The organism is Lysinibacillus mangiferihumi (assembly GCF_003049665.1).
Taxonomy (GTDB): Bacteria; Bacillota; Bacilli; order Bacillales_A; family Planococcaceae; genus Lysinibacillus; species Lysinibacillus mangiferihumi.
Window position 1 is genome coordinate 18,025 of sequence record NZ_PYWM01000019.1, and the last position, 16,258, is coordinate 34,282.

General features: G+C 34.9%; 29 protein-coding genes. 21 read left to right on the top strand and 8 right to left on the bottom strand.

What is annotated here, in order from left to right; translation table 11 throughout:
- Nucleotides 1–371: 371 nt before the first annotated feature.
- The 8 genes from C9J37_RS16860 to C9J37_RS16895 all read right to left on the bottom strand — a co-directional run bounded on the left by C9J37_RS16860 (nt 372) and on the right by C9J37_RS16895 (nt 5,371).
- On the bottom strand, nt 372–1,520 hold the full coding sequence (locus tag C9J37_RS16860; RefSeq protein WP_107896273.1) for a tyrosine-type recombinase/integrase: 1,149 nt from the start codon (nt 1,518–1,520) through the stop codon (nt 372–374).
- Nucleotides 1,521–1,535: 15 nt separating this feature from the next.
- Entirely contained in the window at nt 1,536–1,892 is a 357-nt protein-coding gene (locus C9J37_RS16865; RefSeq protein WP_107896274.1) for a helix-turn-helix domain-containing protein, read from the bottom strand.
- A 53-nt stretch (nt 1,893–1,945) separates the two neighbouring features.
- Entirely contained in the window at nt 1,946–2,443 is a 498-nt protein-coding gene (locus tag C9J37_RS16870; RefSeq protein ID WP_107896275.1) for an ImmA/IrrE family metallo-endopeptidase, read from the bottom strand.
- A gap of 85 nt (nt 2,444–2,528) precedes the next feature.
- The gene (locus tag C9J37_RS16875; RefSeq protein ID WP_107896276.1) at nt 2,529–3,065 is read right to left on the bottom strand and encodes a hypothetical protein; all 537 of its coding nucleotides are present in this window, start codon (nt 3,063–3,065) and stop codon (nt 2,529–2,531) included.
- A 10-nt stretch (nt 3,066–3,075) separates the two neighbouring features.
- On the bottom strand, nt 3,076–3,954 hold the full coding sequence (locus C9J37_RS16880; protein WP_107896277.1) for a hypothetical protein: 879 nt from the start codon (nt 3,952–3,954) through the stop codon (nt 3,076–3,078).
- Nucleotides 3,955–4,137: 183 nt separating this feature from the next.
- On the bottom strand, nt 4,138–4,500 hold the full coding sequence (locus C9J37_RS16885; protein ID WP_107896278.1) for a hypothetical protein: 363 nt from the start codon (nt 4,498–4,500) through the stop codon (nt 4,138–4,140).
- A complete protein-coding gene (locus C9J37_RS16890; protein WP_107896279.1) occupies nt 4,481–4,933 on the bottom strand; it encodes a hypothetical protein in 453 nt (150 codons plus the stop codon). The genes C9J37_RS16885 and C9J37_RS16890 overlap by 20 nt, the downstream gene beginning before the upstream one ends.
- A 72-nt stretch (nt 4,934–5,005) precedes the next feature.
- The gene (locus C9J37_RS16895; protein ID WP_107896280.1) at nt 5,006–5,371 is read right to left on the bottom strand and encodes a helix-turn-helix domain-containing protein; all 366 of its coding nucleotides are present in this window, start codon (nt 5,369–5,371) and stop codon (nt 5,006–5,008) included.
- A 134-nt stretch (nt 5,372–5,505) separates the two neighbouring features.
- Here C9J37_RS16895 and C9J37_RS16900 point away from each other — a divergent pair, with 134 nt between their 5' ends.
- The 21 genes from C9J37_RS16900 to C9J37_RS16990 all read left to right on the top strand — a co-directional run bounded on the left by C9J37_RS16900 (nt 5,506) and on the right by C9J37_RS16990 (nt 15,799).
- Nucleotides 5,506–5,703, top strand: coding sequence for a helix-turn-helix domain-containing protein (locus tag C9J37_RS16900; protein ID WP_107896281.1), 198 nt, complete (start codon nt 5,506–5,508; stop codon nt 5,701–5,703).
- A gap of 40 nt (nt 5,704–5,743) precedes the next feature.
- Complete coding sequence (locus C9J37_RS28335) at nt 5,744–5,908, top strand: hypothetical protein (RefSeq protein WP_167397337.1); 165 nt, start codon at nt 5,744–5,746, stop codon at nt 5,906–5,908.
- A gap of 87 nt (nt 5,909–5,995) precedes the next feature.
- The gene (locus tag C9J37_RS16905) at nt 5,996–6,235 is read left to right on the top strand and encodes a hypothetical protein (RefSeq protein WP_107896282.1); all 240 of its coding nucleotides are present in this window, start codon (nt 5,996–5,998) and stop codon (nt 6,233–6,235) included.
- A gap of 216 nt (nt 6,236–6,451) precedes the next feature.
- Entirely contained in the window at nt 6,452–6,676 is a 225-nt protein-coding gene (locus C9J37_RS16910) for a helix-turn-helix domain-containing protein (protein WP_201262181.1), read from the top strand.
- Complete coding sequence (locus C9J37_RS16915) at nt 6,645–6,923, top strand: helix-turn-helix transcriptional regulator (RefSeq protein WP_153063496.1); 279 nt, start codon at nt 6,645–6,647, stop codon at nt 6,921–6,923. The genes C9J37_RS16910 and C9J37_RS16915 overlap by 32 nt, the downstream gene beginning before the upstream one ends.
- A gap of 204 nt (nt 6,924–7,127) precedes the next feature.
- Nucleotides 7,128–7,427 (top strand): hypothetical protein, encoded by a 300-nt coding sequence (locus C9J37_RS16920; RefSeq protein WP_107896284.1) that lies wholly within the window; start codon nt 7,128–7,130, stop codon nt 7,425–7,427.
- 75 nt (nt 7,428–7,502) lie between these two features.
- Nucleotides 7,503–7,772, top strand: a complete 270-nt coding sequence (locus C9J37_RS16925; protein ID WP_025219733.1) for a type II toxin-antitoxin system RelB family anti-toxin — start codon at nt 7,503–7,505, stop codon at nt 7,770–7,772.
- Between the two features lie 19 nt (nt 7,773–7,791).
- Entirely contained in the window at nt 7,792–8,157 is a 366-nt protein-coding gene (locus C9J37_RS16930; protein ID WP_107896285.1) for a hypothetical protein, read from the top strand.
- 117 nt (nt 8,158–8,274) lie between these two features.
- Nucleotides 8,275–8,484, top strand: coding sequence for a hypothetical protein (locus C9J37_RS16935; RefSeq protein WP_107896286.1), 210 nt, complete (start codon nt 8,275–8,277; stop codon nt 8,482–8,484).
- 103 nt (nt 8,485–8,587) lie between these two features.
- Nucleotides 8,588–9,238, top strand: coding sequence for an ORF6N domain-containing protein (locus tag C9J37_RS16940; RefSeq protein WP_167397338.1), 651 nt, complete (start codon nt 8,588–8,590; stop codon nt 9,236–9,238).
- Nucleotides 9,235–10,041, top strand: a complete 807-nt coding sequence (locus C9J37_RS16945; RefSeq protein WP_107896288.1) for a conserved phage C-terminal domain-containing protein — start codon at nt 9,235–9,237, stop codon at nt 10,039–10,041. The genes C9J37_RS16940 and C9J37_RS16945 overlap by 4 nt, the downstream gene beginning before the upstream one ends.
- Entirely contained in the window at nt 10,041–11,318 is a 1,278-nt protein-coding gene (locus C9J37_RS16950; RefSeq protein ID WP_107896289.1) for a replicative DNA helicase, read from the top strand. Before C9J37_RS16945 ends, C9J37_RS16950 begins: the two co-directional genes overlap by 1 nt.
- Nucleotides 11,315–11,809 carry a hypothetical protein gene (locus C9J37_RS16955; RefSeq protein ID WP_107896290.1) on the top strand — a complete coding sequence of 165 codons (495 nt, stop codon included), beginning with the start codon at nt 11,315–11,317 and terminating at the stop codon, nt 11,807–11,809. Before C9J37_RS16950 ends, C9J37_RS16955 begins: the two co-directional genes overlap by 4 nt.
- On the top strand, nt 11,802–11,921 hold the full coding sequence (locus tag C9J37_RS28025) for a BH0509 family protein (protein ID WP_137067835.1): 120 nt from the start codon (nt 11,802–11,804) through the stop codon (nt 11,919–11,921). Before C9J37_RS16955 ends, C9J37_RS28025 begins: the two co-directional genes overlap by 8 nt.
- Nucleotides 11,922–11,957: 36 nt before the next feature.
- Nucleotides 11,958–12,176 (top strand): hypothetical protein, encoded by a 219-nt coding sequence (locus C9J37_RS16960; RefSeq protein WP_107896291.1) that lies wholly within the window; start codon nt 11,958–11,960, stop codon nt 12,174–12,176.
- A gap of 90 nt (nt 12,177–12,266) precedes the next feature.
- Complete coding sequence (locus C9J37_RS16965) at nt 12,267–12,464, top strand: XtrA/YqaO family protein (RefSeq protein WP_107896292.1); 198 nt, start codon at nt 12,267–12,269, stop codon at nt 12,462–12,464.
- Between the two features lie 259 nt (nt 12,465–12,723).
- Nucleotides 12,724–13,218 (top strand): hypothetical protein, encoded by a 495-nt coding sequence (locus C9J37_RS16970; protein ID WP_107896293.1) that lies wholly within the window; start codon nt 12,724–12,726, stop codon nt 13,216–13,218.
- A gap of 62 nt (nt 13,219–13,280) precedes the next feature.
- On the top strand, nt 13,281–13,841 hold the full coding sequence (locus tag C9J37_RS16975) for a hypothetical protein (protein WP_153063497.1): 561 nt from the start codon (nt 13,281–13,283) through the stop codon (nt 13,839–13,841).
- A gap of 132 nt (nt 13,842–13,973) precedes the next feature.
- Nucleotides 13,974–14,693 (top strand): hypothetical protein, encoded by a 720-nt coding sequence (locus C9J37_RS16980; protein ID WP_107896295.1) that lies wholly within the window; start codon nt 13,974–13,976, stop codon nt 14,691–14,693.
- A 96-nt stretch (nt 14,694–14,789) separates the two neighbouring features.
- Entirely contained in the window at nt 14,790–15,233 is a 444-nt protein-coding gene (locus tag C9J37_RS16985; RefSeq protein ID WP_167397339.1) for an ArpU family phage packaging/lysis transcriptional regulator, read from the top strand.
- Nucleotides 15,230–15,799, top strand: a complete 570-nt coding sequence (locus C9J37_RS16990; RefSeq protein WP_107896297.1) for a tyrosine-type recombinase/integrase — start codon at nt 15,230–15,232, stop codon at nt 15,797–15,799. Before C9J37_RS16985 ends, C9J37_RS16990 begins: the two co-directional genes overlap by 4 nt.
- Nucleotides 15,800–16,258 lie beyond the last annotated feature (459 nt).

Sequence of the window (16,258 nt, forward strand, 5' to 3'; positions counted from 1 at the left end):
TCAGTTTTTATGTTTGATATTTCGAAAATCGAACATTTAACTAAAGCCCCTATAGTTTAAGTAGACTTCTTCACAAACTTGTCTTTTTTAAACCTAATTAATTATTACTATTTATATGCTTATTTATTTTTTCTTATGTCAATGATAAACCCTTTTAAGATTCCAATTATTAGTATTAAAAGTGGTATCCCCTGGATGAAGAGAAATCCTGCCCAAAAATCATTTGTAGTGCTGGTCGGGGAGGCTGTTGCCATTCCACCTATAAATAAAGCCAATGGAGTTGCGATTACAATCAATCCCAAACTAATCATAACAAAACAAGAGAGATACAAAGTATTAGATAGTAACTCTCTTGAATTTAGTTTTAATTTTCATTTTACAATTAGTTGGGTAAACTTATCGTGCATCTTCTCCGTAGCAGCCACACGCATCCCAGATGTAACATGCAAATAAATCTTGGTAGTAGTATCAGAATTTTTATGACCAACCCGATTCATAATAAAATTCAAATCGACACCAGCCTCTGCCAGTAGACTAATATGTGTATGGCGGAGGATGTAGGTGCGGAATTGTTTGTTGATGTCGGTGAGAGCGCCGATGCGACGGACTGTTTGATTGAGCATTTTGACGGTAGGAGGGATGCCCTCCTTGTCGCCGAATACAAAGTCGGACTTTGTCCATTCGCGATATTCACGCCATTGGTAAAGTTGCTTCATTTTCTCCACCACAATATCATCAATATCGACGGAGCGGACGCTGCCAGCTGTTTTTGGTGGAGTGAGCTCGAAGTCACCCCTTAAACTTTTCTTTGCATACACCGTTTTGTTTATTTGAATAACCTTCTTCTCTAAATCCACATCTTCATACTTTAGTGCAACAGCTTCGCCTGGTCGCATTCCTGTAAAAGAGATTGCGTAGATCAGCGTGCGATATATGATATTACGATGTTTGTCCACGTAACTTAAAAATTCTTTTAGCTCATCTGTTTCTAAATAAAGCTTCGCTGTATCCTCACTGCTAGCTTCCTCTAACGTCATTTTTTTCTTCGGCACAAAAGTAGCCTCTACAGGGTTCGTTTCAATCAATCCTGATTCTTTTGCATAGGCAAATAACATTTTGGCTGTATTATGAGTACCTCTAAGCGTATTATAGGCAGTTCCATTAGCAAATAAATGATTGAGCAAACCTTGTAATTCGATAGAAGTGATTGCGGTCATTTTCTTTTTAGCTAAGTAGCGATTGAGTAGGGTGATGCAATAGGTACGATGTTCGTTGGTTGTTTCCTTGTTACCCTTCATACGATAGAGCTTTAACCAATCTTGGCTAAATTCATCAAACGTTATCTTAGCATCGAAGTAATATGCTTTGTTTAATTCAGCTATAGCTTTTTCAACTCTTTCTCGTGCTTCTGTTTTACTTTTACCACGACGTGTAATTTGACGGCGTTTGCCAGTGGCAGGGTTACGAGGGCCTTCACCAGTGCACCGCCAAGTCGTCTTATTAATTTGAACGAAATGCATTAGTTGTCACCACCTTTATGAAAGTACTTCCCAAATTATTTTTAGTTTCTCGACATCTTTCTCATTACATTGGGGTAGAGACTTGTACCATTGCTGTAATGAGGGATTGTGGGGAAACGGTTCTTTTAATGCAGGATTATAAGTAGGCTCATCGGACAAACCTGCAACGTAAATTAGTTTTATGTAATCATATTGATAAGCTGTGGCAATGCGTTGCAATGTTTCAGGTGTTGGTTTGATTGCATTGCCAGTACGACGATCCGTTCCTCTTTCAAGCATAGCCAAGTAAGAAAACGTAATATCCATACGTTTTGCTGCATCGCGTAAAGATTCATCACCACGTAGTTCTTTTAATAACTCACCTAAACTCAAAATCGTTCACCTTCATTTCATTAGTTTTGAATGCATATACCATTCTGTTTTAACTATAAAATAAAGTTATCTGTCTCACTATTCCAATTCAGCATATGTAACTTTTTACTGCGATACTGTTCTAATCGTTTGAATGCAAAATCAAACTCCACATTAAACAGCTGTTGTACATTTTCGACAGTGAGATCACTAGGCTCTAGTTCATCCAACATAAAAGAGGGGATACAAGCATGGTACATAAAGTTGTTTGCTTTATATTCTTGATATTCACGGAATAGGGGATACATGCGTTGTTGATTGCCAGTATGTAAGAGAACATGACCTAGTTCATGGCAGAAATCTTGCCATTGTTGTTGGTGTGTAAGTTCTTCATTTAAAAAAATGTAAGCTTTGTCTTTTGTAAAAAGAGCTTGGCTTTCATCTGACCAATAGATAATCCGAATACATAGCTTAGAAGCAATTAAAGTGAAATTTAGCTGCTGAGGTTTAAATATATCCATACGATTGTATAATATTTTGAGGAAATTCTCTGTGTGTGTTGTATAAAACATCTTAACAACCCCAAATTCGTTTTAAGAACAAGTGTTCTATTTAATTCTACTATAAAACCCCACTATTGAGAAGTGGGGCTTAAATTTACAGCACTTTTGCGTTTTGTAAAAATAAACGAATAAGCAATCCTGTTATTTTTATTGCAAAAAACAAAGCGTAAATGAATAACCATAATTCAAATACTAATAGGTATGGTAAAAAAATAGTTGTAGTTGTATTGATTCCATATAAATACGGTCCTATGGTAGAAATAAGGATGATAATGCCCCATAATACTATTAGATACCAGAATGGAAACAAAAATTTGTGTAATAATTTACTTTTTTCTAGAGGTTCTAATATTTTTTGATTAAAAACTGTCATTGATACTGCTAAAGAAGCTATTACTATACCAAATATAGAAGCACTCATTCCGGATATCCTATTGTAAAAATCTTTTGCTAATTCTGGTGCATATACACTAAAATCAGAAAGTTTAAAACCACTTAAGATATAGTGAATTAACAATGTAGCTAATAGGGAGTAGAAGAGAGTAAAATTAAAAACTAATCTTGGTCCACTAATTTTGAACATGCCAAAAAATGTAGTTTCTTTATATTTTTTCTTCATCCCTTCTCGCATTGGTTTCACCTCACAAAAATAATCTCTTAATTTCTTCGTTAACTCTTTCTAAAATACTGATTTTATCATTTTCTCTTGTTTTAAAGAACCGTGGAAATGTAGCAGAAGTAGCTGATTTAAAGTTTTTCTTTTTCTTTCTATTTTTGCGTTTACCAGGTACCTCAGTTTCAACGTAACCTTTTACTTCGACTGTACCATAAGCACTTTCTGTTAATGATATACCACTTTCTATAGAATCTGTAAACTCATTAGAATCTTCTTTATTATATTTTATTCCATTTGCATTAGACATATTAATATCTAAAACCCTTAAATTATTATCATCAATAATTTTTTCAAAATCAAAATATTCTTTTGATCCAGGATTATTTGGTTTAATCAGATTAAAATTTATTTCAGTTACTACATCCAATTCTTTGAAAAAATCACGAATACTATTTGCAGATGTATACGGAATAAGTTTAATATCACCAACTCTATGGTCTCTCTCTATAATTTGTCTAAAGTTATCAATAAATTTTTCCGAATCTATTTCGGTACAAGTTCTATAAGCAACAACTTCTTTTTTTATATTATAAAAAAAATCAACTGGGATTGCTTTAACATCTTCAAACGTTTTTTCCCTAGTTTGATTTCCATCTAAAATAGTAGCTGTCATTTTAGTTAATCTAGTTAAATTTCCAGCTATATATTTTTCGTCACCATATGTATACTCTTGTGTATCTGTTATTCGGAAGTTGTATTTATCATATTCAATCACTGATTCTTTATTTAAAATTGCATTTGGAATATGTTCATTAATAATGTTGTATCTATTCTCCATAGAAGAAAAGATGTTTTCGCTAATACTAACTTTAGCTAAATAATATTTTTTCTGACGCAAACTCATTAATACCTCCACTTTTAATTTATAATTTTACACTATAGGATTATAAATATTTGGTCCTGTGTAAATATAACTATAACATTTCTAAAATTTTTTAAAGATTAGGAATTGGTGTATAAATAAGAACATGTAGTTGTAGCATATTCTATTCTTCTCTTTTTATATTTCGAAATGGTAAATAATTGATTACTTTTTATATGCCAAATCACCGAGTTGAATAGGTGAAATGATGTTTTGATTATATCCACCGCTTACTTGATTTAGATTAACATTTAATCGGGCTGTAATTGAAAATGCAAGGGGATCACCAAGAGCCTTCGTCGATTTACTGTTCGTACAAATACACATTTTGGGATAGACAGCTATTACTCTAAGAGTAGCTTTTACTATATCCAAAGTACCATAGGACTCACCAGTATCAGGATCAAGTATTTCTTCACCTTGTTTTTCTATAATTTGAAAAAGCATTCCTTCAGTTACTCTATCATTTGATCCGACATTGAGAACAATTCTATAGTCGTCAATAATTTTAATTACTTTCGCTTCCATGGTTTAGTCCCCCTATATGTATACTAGCAGCATGTTCAAGCTCTTGCCGTCTTTCAATCGGATGTGAGTAGGCATACAGTGAAAGAAGTGATCTTAATTGCATGTTTTCCTCTCCTTTGGAAGTAATCATGTTTTTTAAACCTTCCCTATTATTTTCAAGATTTCTAATTTCATCTTTTAGTTGAATAATCTCATTTTCGTATTTGGATTCTAATTTTAGAATACTCTCTTTGGATTCTTGTTTAACTTCTATTAAAGTTTTTATTAAATCCTTAGTTCGAAAATAAAAAATTCCTGCTAAAACAGCAGTAATAAGTAAGAAATAAGAAATAAGCATTAATAGTTGTGTATTTAAGGAAATATTATCTGGAATTATTAATTTTGAAACAAACGGTAAAGCAATTGCACCAATCACCGAAGAAATTTGTTTCACAATTAGCACCACCCATTATTCAGTAGATTTGTATGCAGAACAGAAATGCTATACATCATATCGATGTATAGCTTATTTTTTTTCGTTTTTAATGATTTCCCAAATGTTCCGTAGCTTACGTACAGCTTCCTCATCTGATTTAGGGAGCTCTTTATAAAACACATTCAGCTCTGGATCATTGGCGAAAGCTTCAAAAGCAGCATCGTCTCTTTCTTGCTGTAAAAGTTCAAGTTTGTCAGTACGACCAAGAAGGTAATCGGTACTGACTTCAAAATAATCAGCAAATTTATTAAGTAAGTCAAAATCAGGTCGTCTCTCATCGCGCTCATACATACTAATTGTGCTTTCAGCTAGACCGAAAAATTTACCAAACTCTTTTTGAGATATATTTTTACGCTTTCGAAGAGTCCTAAGTTTTTGACCAAAAGGTTCTGTCATAATTTTATCACCTATCTTTATAATAACACATATTGTGTTAAAGAAAAATTTCTAAATTTTAATTGACTTCACATTTTGTCTTGTTTTATATTATAAATAACAACACGATTCGTGTACTTTAGAGGGGTGGTTAAGTGAATAGGGAAAGAATAGGAAAAATTTTAATGGAATTACGGGGAGATACTTCCCGTGAAGAAGTATCTAAAGGCATTGGAGTAAGTGTAAGTGCGGTACAAATGTATGAGAATGGACAACGCATTCCTAAAGATGACATTAAAGTGAAAATAGCCTCCTACTATAATAAAACTGTAGGAGAAATTTTTTACACTTAAACTACACGAATTGTGAAGTTTGTTAAGGGGGTTGATTAAAATGATTGATTCTGAAAAGGGAAATTCTGCGGGTACGGAGTCTGAAACGACACTATTACTTCATGTGATTGAACAAGGTGTGCAGTCCTTATTACTTAGAGACAAGTACCTTCGAATTCTCATAGCAATTCAAACAATGATACTCATATATATGTTGTTAAAATGAACTTCCTAACGGTAGTATTGATTATTTTCTCGTTGTATATGCAGTCGTATGGTCGGATTAACTACTTATTGAAAGGAGGTGAGAAAGATGCGTAAACAAACTTTCAAAGAGTACTTGTTACGAAATTATCCACCAAATGTAAGGAGCTTGGAAGAGGCGTATGCTTGTAACATTTGGAAAGATTGTACTTTAGAAGAGGCGATAGATATGTCTAATAAAATCATAGAGCTTTTTAAAGAAGTAAACATGACGTACAACGATGCATACGCCATGCTTGGGTTCATTCGTATGGATTTAGACTATCGCTCTGAGCGTGTGAAGTTTTAGTTATTCGAATAGTAATAAAGCCTTGTAAATTTTATAGATTCACAGAAAGGTAGAATTCAAATGCTTAACAACACTACAGTAGAGGAAGGTTAGCACCAGTGAAGGTGCTAATCTTACCAACTAATATAAATGATGTCTGGTGTTTTCTTAAAGTGATCTCCTTAAGATTCAAACCTATGAATATATTGATATTTGCTAAAAAAGGGTGGCTATATTGTGTTTTGTTTAAAAACTATTAGAAAAACAAAAGGAATATCCCGTTACCAGTTAGCGAAACTATCAGGAGTGAAAGATTCTACTATCCAAATGATTGAAAATAGCGAGAATCCAAATCCTACATTCAAAATAATGTGCAAACTAGCAGATGCATTAGAAGTGAGTTTGGATGATTTAAGGGGAGGTGAGAAGTTTGGGATGGAGCATGACAAAACCGAAGCGTAAGAAAAAGCGCAAAAAGCCTCTACCTTCGGATGAGTTTCGAAATGTAAAAGGGGTTAAGCGTGAGCGGATGATTGCTGAAAGGAAAGCGAGACAACTTACGCAAGCACAGTTAGGGAAAATGGTCGGCTGTTCAACTGCTATGATAAGCGCTATTGAGAGTGGTCGAGTTAAACCAGGATTAGAGGTTTCATTGCAGTTGGAAGTGGTTCTGGAGACATCAATTTTTGAATTATTTCCGGATTTATAAAAAAAGTACTTGACTTGGAGGGGGGCACTTTTTTTCCAGTTTTCAAGAAATTGTACGAATGTAAACGAAAGAGAACAAAAATGAATGAGACTTTCAGTAACTAACCCTTAATTTTAAGAACATAAACGAAACAGGATGAAACAAATTATTTACATTTAATTACAATTTTGGATATAGGTCAAAATTTATAATGGAGGTAAGGACATGATCAATGTAAATTTTGATTCTGCTGAACTTCGGGCATTAATTAGGGAGGAAATGAGGGCAGCGCTCAATGACTTGGATTGGCAAGTGAGACCACTGCCGCCAATGCTTACGAGGAATGAATTGAAACAGCTACTACGCATTGGGAATACGAAAACGTCCGAGCTGTTAGGAAGAGAGGATTTTCCTGTCTTACGTGAAGCGGGGGTGTTAATTCCAACACATTTGTTTATGAGATGGGTGGAGGATCATACGGAGTGGGTAGAGCAAAATGTGAAGCCTTTTAGATCCATAGGTTAATGTTTTATATGAAAATTTTAAAACAAAACAACGTAATATTGTATTCCGGTTTGGAATGTGAAAGGTGGTGAGACGATGAAAATTGGCGCCATTTTGCAAGCCTGTCGTGAACGCGCAGGGTTGTCACAAGAAGAACTGGCATTTCGTATGAATCGATCGCAGTCTTGTATCTCTAAATTCGAAAATAGCGTAAAGATTCCTGATGCCATCACCTTTATGGAATGGTTTAAGCAAACAAATACGCAAGAGGTCGCTGTCGCGTTTTTAATGGGGATGGACGGGCTAACAATTTTACAAACATTGCTTCCGATGGTTGGTGGATTTGTATGTTGGATTATTTTATGAAATCAGAAAGGAGAACACTATGGAAAAAATCAAAGCGTTTTTAGCTTATCAAGAGACAACTAAATACAAATTGCATAGGTTAGCGAATGCCAATTTAGATATATGTTATTCAAATTATGAAATGAAGGATTTGATATCCATGTTAAAGGAAAAACATGCGATGGCAAAAAATGCAGGGGTTTTAGGGATAGATTTTTATGATGGAATCTGTAATGTGCAAGTGTCATATGACGATTTTCAACGTTTAACGAAAGGTGTTCAGGACATTCGCATGGAGCTTTCTCAATTTCCTGAGCCTGAAAATGAGCATTTATATGCTGAAGTAGAGGGCATTCATTTAGTAGCTGTTCGTTCGATTGAAAAAGAAAAAATGCAAGCGCAATAGCACCTGCATAAAGGTTGAACTGTAGCTTTGGTCGGTCTCAGTTCAAAAATTTAATAAAAATCTTGTCCTTTTATTATGGACAAGAACTGGATAGAAGTCAATAAAGGAGGAACGGATATGAAAGAAGTTTTAGAGAAACTGTATGCATTTCTGGCGCAGGAAGAAGAGTTGTTACGGGATTATGCCGTCGATGTAGCGGAAGCCTACGATAGTTGTTTGTATGTAAGCAATCAAAAGGATTACTTCGCACAAAAGGGTCGAGTTACTGCTATAAGAGATGCTATTGAATTAGTGGAAGATTTAGAGAATCAATTGCAAATGGTTTGATTTATTTTTAGGGTTCATCAATTGTCTAGTGAATTTGATGTTGCAACCTTGCACTCATAGGGTGGCGACAATTTGTCGCCACCCTTATGAAAGGAGAAGTCGCATGGATTTAACAGAGATTCAACACGCGGATAAAAAGGTGTTAACAACGGCTCAAATTGCTGAGGCGTACGAAGTGGACAGTAAGTCGTTAATACGAAATTTTCAACGAAACAAGGAGCATTATCAAGAAGGTACGCATTACTTTGCGCTAACAGGGGAGGCACTGAAACAATTTAAAGGTGGGCGACAAAATGACGCCACCCTCAAATTTGTATCATTGCTATACCTGTGGACAGAAGAAGGGGCATTTTTGTTAGCGAAGTCACTCAAAAGTGACAAGGCGTGGGAGGCATACCACCTGCTTGTTGCGCAGTATTACAAACTGACAACCGAATTGCAGCAAGTACAAGCCATTTCATTGCCCTATGACGAGAAACGCTTATTAGCCTTGGAGCAACGTGTACAGGAAATTGAACAACAGCTACATGGAATCACACTACATACAGGCGAGCAAAAGCGTTTACGACAAGCGGTGACTGAACGTGTAAATCAATTGTGTATGGTGCAAGCGCGCCGTCCAGCCTTTTTCGCGTCCCTTTATCGTGAAATCAAACGCCGTTATCAAGTGGTGTCATATCGAGATGTTCCACAGTGCAAGCTTCAAGATGCTTTGCACTTTATTTCCACATGGAGAGGAGGGGCAGACACATGAATCTACTCATCAATGAACCGCCTTTACAAGTTCTGCCTAGTTTAGCTACTAAGGTAGGCTTGAATGAGGCGATTGTATTACAGCAATTGCATTATAAATTGCTGATTTCTGCACATGTCTATGACGGGCATAAATGGGTGTTTAACAGCTATCAGCACTGGAAAAAGGAGTTTCCGTTTTGGTCTGAAAAAACGATTAGGCGTACGATTAGAAAACTTGAGGAGAATGGCTATATCATTTCAACGGATCAATACAACAAATATAAAATCGACAAGACGAAATGGTATCGGCTAAATTATACAAAACTTGGTTATATAACGATGGGACAACATGACCTATCGAGCGAGTCAAAATGTCCAGACACATGTGGACAACATGACCCTACACAGGGGGACAAGTTGACCTCATCAAGTGAGGACACTTTGACCGCACCAATAACCAAAGATATTAAGAGTAATAAAAATAATAATAATGTCGAGCAACTCGACATTGTGCATGAAATTATTGCTTACTTAAACAAAACAGCTCAGAAAAACTTTAAAGCCACAACAGCTGCTACCAAGCGACTTATCCATGCCCGACTGAAGGATGGCTATACGTTGGAGCACTTCAAATGTGTCATCGATACAAAGGTCAAACAGTGGCTGCACAATCCGGACATGAATAAATACTTGCGTCCAGATACGTTGTTCAACGCTACAAAATTTGAAAGCTACTTGAACGAAAAACAGAGCGTACCAACAAACCAAACTCATTTGCCTGAATCACTCGATTTAGATTTTAGCAAGGGGGAAGATCTGTAATGGCATACCAAAACATTAGCATCGAGCTAGCTGAAAAAAGTCTACTGGGAACGATGCTCCATGAAAATTATTTAATTGCAGATAGCAACTTAGAGGCAGCCCATTTTATTTCGCAAGTACATCAAAATATTTTTACGAGCATGTTACAGCTTGTCAGTGAACGTAAAGCTGTTGACTATATCACATTGCTGACAACACGAGAGCCGATTGAACTTGGTGGGGCAAATTATTTAGCGGAGCTTGGGAGCTTTGCGAGTGCAACGAAATTTGAGGAGTATGAAACCATTGTGCTGGAGAATTGGCGAGAGCGATCGAAGCGTCAAATGATGGAGCAAGCACAGCAAGAAGATTGGGGCATAGCGGAAATTCAACAGGCACTGGACAAGCTCATGATGCAATATACGACTACCAATACGAGCATTAAAGCCGACTTAATGCAAATGGCGAAGCGACCTTTCGAGCAAGAAAACAGCAAAACAGGTGTGCTTACAGGGCTACTCGATTTGGATAAGCTACTAAACGGTTTTCAAGATGCTGAGCTTACGATTATTGCAGCTAGACCCTCGATGGGGAAAACGGACACGATGAACCATATCGCACTAAAAGCGGGATGGGATGGCTATTTACCAATCATCTTCTCACTGGAAATGAGTCGCACCACGCTAATTGATCGCCTTATTGCCGCAACAGGCAATTTTAATCGCTTAAAGATGCGCAATCCCTATGAGTATTTTACAGACGGACAAAAAGAAAAGTGGATGTCAACGCTCGGCATGCTTGATAATGCCAATATCGAAATTGATGATCGAGCAGGGATGACCGTCCCACAGATTCGAGCTACTGCACGAAAAATCATTAAGGCCAACCCTGATAAAAAGCCCGTTATCTTAATCGATTACTTGCAAATCATTCGAGTAAGCAATCCACGTGATAATCAAACTCAAGCAATTGGCCAAATATCCTGGGATTTAAAGCAAATGGCAAAAGAGTTTAATTGCCCTGTTATTTGCCTAGCTCAACTCAATCGCAGTGTCGAACAACGTCAGGACAAACGCCCTGTAATGAGCGATTTACGAGATTCAGGCAATATCGAACAAGACGCTGATGTCATAGCATTTTTATATCGCGATGATTACTACGCCAAAGAATCCGAACGCCAAAATATGTTGGAGTTTATTATCGCTAAGCATCGAAATGGACCAACTGGGACGGTTTTTGCTAGCTATGTAAAAGACACGGGCCGACTGTCCAATATAGCTTGGAGTGTTGCAAGATGAGCGACTTTATCACAGTGAAGGAGGTTTTGGAGTATGCCACAGAGTTTGAATTGTGTTGGTTTGCCCATCAAGTCTATTGGGCTGTGTCTACACAACAAATTCAGTTGGAGGATGATTCTAGTAAATTGCTAGAGGTGGCCTATGATGACGCGGCAGTGCGGGAAATGACCAATCGAAATGTCCTTGGCATTGGCCACATTAAGCTATACGTCGTTAAAAGCTTCGCGCAATATGCTTTTTACTTTGCTAGTGATCCACTGGAGGTCAACATGCTGCATCAAACGTTATTTGGTGAACTGCCAGGAACCATTACGGAAGCCCATCGATTATTAACAAAGGTGATGTATTTTGCCGATTTCGATATACAAACTTCACTGATAGAATACCGCAAATCCATCGTGCAATTTCCAGCCTATCTTGGTCATGCAGCGGCAGGACAATATAACTTGTATCGTCTAGATTTGCACAAAGGGGTGAGAGGGATTGTCTAAGCAAGAACGTGAAGAGATTATTGCCATTATCATGCTACGCAAAAACTACGCAGAGGAAATGCTTCGCAATATGTCAGATGAAGAGCTAGTGAAGACGTTGGATGAGTTATAAAAGTGACTTTAACTTGAAGAAAAGAGAGGGATGAAAATGGATAATGTGAATATTTATGAGATCATTGGCGTTTCGCTGGACCCTATTTATCAGGCACTCAATCAGCTTCATGATGATGAAGAAATCCATATCGGCAAACATACCATTCGCAAAACAGCTAAATTTTACGAAATTGAAAATGATCGTTTGCATGAATGTTTTAAAGAAAAAGAACGTTGCTATCAAGTGTTAAGCAATTTAGTCATGTTTAATTAAAAAAGCTATGGCGGCAACCATAGCTTTGATAGAGCAAAGGCTTCTCCCTTGCTACCGGTAGTATCATTATAGCATAAGGGGGAAGCATTTATGCGATTAAAACCACTAGTCATTTCGAACGACGGCATCCTACAAATCGACATCATGGAACTCCCCGAAAACTGCGTCATCGTCCTCTCCGATGGCATCGCAAAATTCACCGAGCTCCCAGCACACGCTAAGACAAAGATTGTGACGTATCAAGGGAAGGTGAGACGTGTTGAGTTTGATGAGGGGGAGGAGTTTTGAAGTAAAATATTAGTCTTGATGGGAATATTTATATTGTTATAATAGTACTAACTAAGACTTAGGTAATGGAATATTTATGTAGAGATTAATGCGTATAGAATAAGTTTTAGTAATATTTTAGAAATTATTGAAAAAAAGAAAGGTGTGAATAATTATTAGACATAACACAGTTAATGGTGTATTTATTATTGAATCTTTATCATTAAAAGATGAAGAAAGTGAACGATTCGAAGGAGAAATATTAAGAAGAATATTAAAGATGGTAGAAATACCTGTAGATTATCGTTATATTCGGACAAATGAAGAGTTACAAGTTATGATTAAACAGTTTGAAAAATCTAAATTTAAATACCTTCATTTATCATGTCATGGTAATGCAAATGGCATTGCTATGACTCTAAATAATACATATCCATTTAAGGAATTCAAAGATATGTTTACTGTTAAAGGTTTAAAAAAAAGGTTGTTTCTATCATCATGTTCAGTATGTGGAGAAAATATAAAAGTAGGTATGCATGGTAGTGATTTTATTTCCATTGTTGGTCCTAAAAGTGATATTGAGTTTGACGATGCAGCTATATTTTGGGCAGCATTTTATCAACAGATGTTTAAATTTGAAAATAATATTTTAGAAAATGATAAAATGTATGAAATAATTAATAAAATGTCTTCTGTTTTAGAAGTAAAAATGGCTTGTATTTTAAGAAATAAAGAAACGAAGAAATACTATGAAAAAACAATAAAAAATATTTAATGCATATTCAAGTATATATAAATTCAGTAATTAAATTAATTTATTTTGGGGTGTTTTTAGCAATGGATCGAAGTCAGATAGATTGTATTAAGAGAAATTCAAAGGGTTCTTATAGTTACATGAGAAAATTAAAAAAAGAATGTCTAGTAGGAAAAACTATGATTGATGAGATGAATTTTGTTGAAGAGTTAGCGATTAATCATTCTAAAGTCGAATTAAATTATCTTGAAAACGGTTTAATGTCCTCAAGCGAGAATTCGATTAGATTTAATAAAGACTTTTTTAGTATTTACATATCATTATGTGTAATATTATTTTCAATTATTGGAATTGGATTTTCTGGATTATTCGGGTATTTCAATAATGTAGCCATGAAATTAATTGATGCTAAAATAAATAATGGAGAAGGTATTGAAGAGGTAAACCAATTATTTGATCAAGTTTATGGATTAGGTTTCAATGGCATGTTATACGCTGTATTTTTTTTAATAGTATTTATTTCGTTATTTCATTTTTTTACGTACATAACAGATAGTAGAAGGGTAGTCTATTTAAATTACGTTAGAAATGCTATAACTTTAAAAGAGAGTATGTTAAATAATGATGATACAAATACAATTTAAAGTAATTAAGTTCTTTATTATTGTTTTTTCTCAAAACTTTTTCTGAAAGGTTCAATGTATTAATTATTGCTATGTATTGTATCCTTTTAAGTGATTAAACACTGAGTACATATTAGGATATGGGTGGGAAATATGAGTAAAGTATTTTTTTCATATATTGGATTATCAATTATTTATATAGTAATACAACTTTTTTTGGATATTTTTATTAACGAAGACCAGGGGAAATTAGTTACACAAGTAGTAATATTAATATTTATAATACTGTTACTAGGACCATATTTAAAAGGGTTTAGAGATAGTTCGGATAATAGTGAATTTAAATTAGTGAAAGAACAGAATAGTAAAAAGCGTCAGTTATATATTCGCTTAGGTGATGAATTTGATACGGATTTATTTATCTATGAAATAGTTGGAAATCAAAAAGAGGGAAATAATGATTTAGCTGATCTTAAAATGTTTAAAGCGAAAGTAATAGAGAAAGTAGGACCGAATTTACACGATTACTATATTATTAGGCAAGCAATTGAAATAAAACTAAAATCGGGTTTCCTTTATTTTTTATCAGATATTAGTAAAAAAATTTTAATAAGCACTATTACAGTAATAATTTCAGGATTATTTATAACTAGTGCAATAAATATTATAAATAATAATGAAAGTAAATTAGGGCTTTTAACATTACTTATCCAATTCGCAAATTCAGGATTATTCACATTAATCATTATTCATATGATTTTTTATAGTTTTAAAGGGATGAAAAATAGAGCTTTATTATTGAAATCCATAATTGAATTAATTATTAGTGAGAAAGAAAAGGAAAATAATAAGAGTTACACTATAATTGTATAGTTCTACCAGCTCACTGGAGGACAACAATGGATAGCAGCTACAACTGTTGCCATTTGTTGTCCTCCTTTTATTTTTTAACCAAAGGAGTGAATGATAGTGGATATTCTAAAAAATATTGATGGCAAGGCAACACAAAAAGCCATTGAAAAGGTTTTACGACAATATCGAACATATCAACTAACGACACCGGAGGATTTGTTACCGACTATTACTGCGAATTATACGTTAAACATGCCATCTTACAGTGGAGGATTCCATTCAAAAGTTGAAGAAGCAGCAATTCGAAATGTAGAGCACTACCAGAAAGCGAAAGCCTTTTTTGAAAGATTTAATCGTGCATTTTATAAGCTTACGCAAAAAGAGCGACAGATTATTGTAATGGCTTGTTTAGAGGAAACACCTATGTTTAATTATCAAATTTCAAAAAAGCTTCATATTAGTGAGCGAACGTTTTATCGTATTAAGGCACAAGCATTGTATAAATTGGCATTAGCATTGCACGTAGAAGTATATGAGGGGGATGAGGTGAGGAGCCAATGAATTTTGTCCAGCCAATACGTGATGTAGACAAGATTCGTGAAGTTCGTAAAACGTTGCAAGACAATCCACGTGATGAATTGCTTTTTTGTTTTGGTATTTATACTGGGCTAAGAATAAGCGATATTTTGCGTTTAAAGGTAGGAGATGTTCGTCATAAGCAAGTGTTGTTTATTAAAGAGTCAAAGGTTCAGAAAAAGAAGCAGAATAAGACAAAACGCATTCCAATTTTAAAAGAACTGCAAAAAGTGCTCTCTCCATATATTGAGGACAAAGAAGACCAGGAGTATTTATTCAAATCACGCCAAGGTAAAAATAAACCAATTACAAGAGTAAGGGCATATGCGATTTTACGTACAGCTGCTTTGGCTAATGGCTTGGACGAAATAGGGACACATACGTTACGTAAGACCTTTGGTTATCATGTGTATCAAGAAGAGAAAGATGTCGCCTTGCTGCAAGATATTTTCAATCATTCAGCTCCTTATATTACATTGAAATATATTGGTGTAAATCAAGATGCCATCGATCAAGCATATCAAAAATTAAATAAACGTTTGAAATTTTAAAATAGCACTGATAAGTTGGTGCTATTTTTATTTTGCTTATTTTAGGAAATGGAGCAAGTTCTAAAATTGTTTAACACTTTCACACACTAAAGACATTTACAAAATAAGGACATGTAAAGCTCGTAATCTTAATGGCGTGTAAAGTGTTGAGAAATCTAGCTTTTTAACACTTTATGCACCTTAACAGAATATAAGATATGTTAATGTGAAAATTCATGGTTAATGACAATTATTAGAAATGGTAGTAAATGGGTGGCGTAATGTTGGCAGAATAGTGGCAGAGATTTTGTTTTTGAATGTGTTAATATATTAGTGTGTAACAAATGTAAGTTAATGGAATGAGTGAACGATACTTCGATGCGATGTCGAGGTGTCGTTTTTTTATTAGGACATTGAAATGCAAAATCATTCCAAAAACTGTTAGGTTCTTCTACCCAAGAACGCCAGCCTGCGGGTCTC

Coding starts and splice junctions, on each gene's coding strand:
- C9J37_RS16965 (WP_107896292.1), top strand. CDS start 12,267: ATGCGATTAAAACCACTAGTCATTTCGAACGACGGCATCCTACAAATC.
- C9J37_RS16970 (WP_107896293.1), top strand. CDS start 12,724: ATGGTAGAAATACCTGTAGATTATCGTTATATTCGGACAAATGAAGAG.
- C9J37_RS16990 (WP_107896297.1), top strand. CDS start 15,230: ATGAATTTTGTCCAGCCAATACGTGATGTAGACAAGATTCGTGAAGTT.
- C9J37_RS16925 (WP_025219733.1), top strand. CDS start 7,503: ATGAAAATTGGCGCCATTTTGCAAGCCTGTCGTGAACGCGCAGGGTTG.
- C9J37_RS16960 (WP_107896291.1), top strand. CDS start 11,958: ATGGATAATGTGAATATTTATGAGATCATTGGCGTTTCGCTGGACCCT.
- C9J37_RS16930 (WP_107896285.1), top strand. CDS start 7,792: ATGGAAAAAATCAAAGCGTTTTTAGCTTATCAAGAGACAACTAAATAC.
- C9J37_RS16860 (WP_107896273.1), bottom strand. CDS start 1,520: ATGCATTTCGTTCAAATTAATAAGACGACTTGGCGGTGCACTGGTGAA.
- C9J37_RS16950 (WP_107896289.1), top strand. CDS start 10,041: ATGGCATACCAAAACATTAGCATCGAGCTAGCTGAAAAAAGTCTACTG.
- C9J37_RS16885 (WP_107896278.1), bottom strand. CDS start 4,500: ATGGAAGCGAAAGTAATTAAAATTATTGACGACTATAGAATTGTTCTC.
- C9J37_RS16980 (WP_107896295.1), top strand. CDS start 13,974: ATGAGTAAAGTATTTTTTTCATATATTGGATTATCAATTATTTATATA.
- C9J37_RS16920 (WP_107896284.1), top strand. CDS start 7,128: ATGATCAATGTAAATTTTGATTCTGCTGAACTTCGGGCATTAATTAGG.
- C9J37_RS16940 (WP_167397338.1), top strand. CDS start 8,588: ATGGATTTAACAGAGATTCAACACGCGGATAAAAAGGTGTTAACAACG.
- C9J37_RS28335 (WP_167397337.1), top strand. CDS start 5,744: ATGATTGATTCTGAAAAGGGAAATTCTGCGGGTACGGAGTCTGAAACG.
- C9J37_RS16905 (WP_107896282.1), top strand. CDS start 5,996: ATGCGTAAACAAACTTTCAAAGAGTACTTGTTACGAAATTATCCACCA.
- C9J37_RS16880 (WP_107896277.1), bottom strand. CDS start 3,954: ATGAGTTTGCGTCAGAAAAAATATTATTTAGCTAAAGTTAGTATTAGC.
- C9J37_RS16875 (WP_107896276.1), bottom strand. CDS start 3,065: ATGCGAGAAGGGATGAAGAAAAAATATAAAGAAACTACATTTTTTGGC.
- C9J37_RS16895 (WP_107896280.1), bottom strand. CDS start 5,371: ATGACAGAACCTTTTGGTCAAAAACTTAGGACTCTTCGAAAGCGTAAA.
- C9J37_RS16955 (WP_107896290.1), top strand. CDS start 11,315: ATGAGCGACTTTATCACAGTGAAGGAGGTTTTGGAGTATGCCACAGAG.
- C9J37_RS16975 (WP_153063497.1), top strand. CDS start 13,281: ATGGATCGAAGTCAGATAGATTGTATTAAGAGAAATTCAAAGGGTTCT.
- C9J37_RS16870 (WP_107896275.1), bottom strand. CDS start 2,443: ATGTTTTATACAACACACACAGAGAATTTCCTCAAAATATTATACAAT.
- C9J37_RS16935 (WP_107896286.1), top strand. CDS start 8,275: ATGAAAGAAGTTTTAGAGAAACTGTATGCATTTCTGGCGCAGGAAGAA.
- C9J37_RS16945 (WP_107896288.1), top strand. CDS start 9,235: ATGAATCTACTCATCAATGAACCGCCTTTACAAGTTCTGCCTAGTTTA.